This window comes from Sulfurimonas sp., from assembly GCF_026988655.1.
Taxonomy (GTDB): domain Bacteria; phylum Campylobacterota; class Campylobacteria; order Campylobacterales; family Sulfurimonadaceae; genus Sulfurimonas.
This window is the reverse complement of record NZ_JALSKT010000051.1, coordinates 1-1755: the sequence shown is the minus strand read 5'-3', so window position 1 is coordinate 1755 and position 1755 is coordinate 1. Positions and strand designations below refer to the sequence as shown.

Sequence of the window (1755 nt, the reverse complement as noted above, 5' to 3'; positions counted from 1 at the left end):
TTGGATGGCTATAACATAAACAACTTCGGCATTTGCCTCTTTATTATGAACAAATACTAAATCATTTCCTGAAGCAGATGAGTGACAAGCGATACATCCTTGAGGCTGACCTTTTGCAACCTTTCCTGCTAGTGCCATCTTTTTTGGATTTTGCATGATTGTTCCATCTGGAGCATACTTGACCCAAAACCAGTCTGCATTGTCACTATCATACCCCTTTTCTCTCTTAGCCATAACTGTTATAGCTTTTAGATACATTCCTCTGTTTTTCATAACACTTGCAAGAGATACTCCCTTGCCACCATAGTTTCTCTTTACTATGACTCTTTTACCATCTATAGTACCTTCTATAACTTCTCTCACTTTACCATGAGGAGGACCGCCTACATAAAGATTGGCAGGTGTTGAATTTAAACCTTTTGCTTCCATCTTCTTCCATAAGTCTTTCGCATAAGCAATATCATCTGCACTACCAAATGGTGGCTTCATCATATCTGCTGCAACTGCACTACCTAACATAAAAACCGATGCGATAACAATCGCATAAATAAACTTGAACTTCATAATTTCTCCTTTAATTTTGTCAAATTATATAGATATAGTGTGTAGTATTGATTTACTTCATGTGTAGCTACTGTTTAGTTATGTTATACTTTCATGCCATGATTAGAAAAATATTTAAAAAAAGTAATAAAAAAACAAAACTAGATGCATTTATAAAAAAATATAAGATTCCAAGAGAGTTTCTTTCTGTAAACAGAAGATCCATCACTCGTGGACTTATGGTTGGTATATTTTGGGGTTTTATTCCTATGCCTATGCAGATGTTAGCAGTCGTTTTTACCACGCCTTTATTTAGATTCAATGTTCCTATTGCTCTAGCTATGGTCTGGTTTAGTAACCCTATAACTATGCCTTTTATGTATTATATAGAGTATCTAACTGGCAACTTTCTGCTTGGTATGGAGGCTCTACATGTAGAGCTTACAATGCACTGGTTTAAATCACATCTTGGAGATATATTTTTACCACTTTATGTTGGGACATTTTTTTATGCAATCATTGTTTCTATAGCTGTTTACTATGGAGTAAATTGGCTTTGGATAAAATCAGTTCGTCATGAAAAACGGCACCAAAAAAGAAAAGATAACCGAAACAAGAAAAAAAAGTAATAAAATTTATTCATTCCAACAAAAGTTATATTTGTGTAAAATATTATAGTGAGGATGAAAAAAGGCTACCTAAACAACCTGAAAAAAATAGTCGAAATTAACTCCTTTAAATACTATTAAATACAATATTTTAATTAAAAATAGGATATAATTACTCCTATATAAAAATAAAGTAGTAAATCATGAACAATATGGGTGAACCAAGAATCAAAATCTTAGCAATGCCAAAGGATACAAACCCTGCAGGCAATATATTTGGTGGTTGGATAATGTCTCAAATCGATATCGCAGGAGCCCTAGCGGCTCGTGATGCCAATGTAGATAGAGTAGTAACAGTTGCAGTCAATGGAATGGAGTTTCATGAACCTATTTTTGTAGGTGATACTGTAAGTTACTATGCAAAAATCATCAAAATAGGTAATACATCAATAAGAACTAAAGTAGAAGTAACAGCAGAAAGAATTAGTGATGGAATGCGAAGATGTATTCATGTAACGAGTGCTATTATTACATATGTAGCTATTGATAAAGATGGGAATAAGCATAAAATAGAGTGTAGTGAAAACCATAAACTAGCTCTAGG

3 protein-coding genes are annotated in these 1755 nt (G+C 33.4%); 2 read left to right on the top strand and 1 reads right to left on the bottom strand.

The genetic code is table 11. The features are described from left to right. Positions 1-564, bottom strand: a 564-nt coding sequence (locus MV052_RS05415) for a cytochrome P460 family protein (RefSeq protein WP_297441714.1), incomplete at its 3' end; no start/stop codon positions are given. An 80-nt stretch (positions 565-644) separates the two neighbouring features. Between MV052_RS05415 and MV052_RS05410 the strand changes: the two genes are divergently transcribed. Both MV052_RS05410 and MV052_RS05405 read left to right on the top strand, forming a co-directional pair. After that, positions 645-1172, top strand: a complete 528-nt coding sequence (locus tag MV052_RS05410) for a DUF2062 domain-containing protein (RefSeq protein ID WP_297441712.1) — start codon at positions 645-647, stop codon at positions 1170-1172. A 182-nt stretch (positions 1173-1354) separates the two neighbouring features. Continuing rightward, positions 1355-1755, top strand: a 401-nt coding sequence (locus MV052_RS05405; protein WP_297441710.1) for an acyl-CoA thioesterase, incomplete at its 3' end; no start/stop codon positions are given.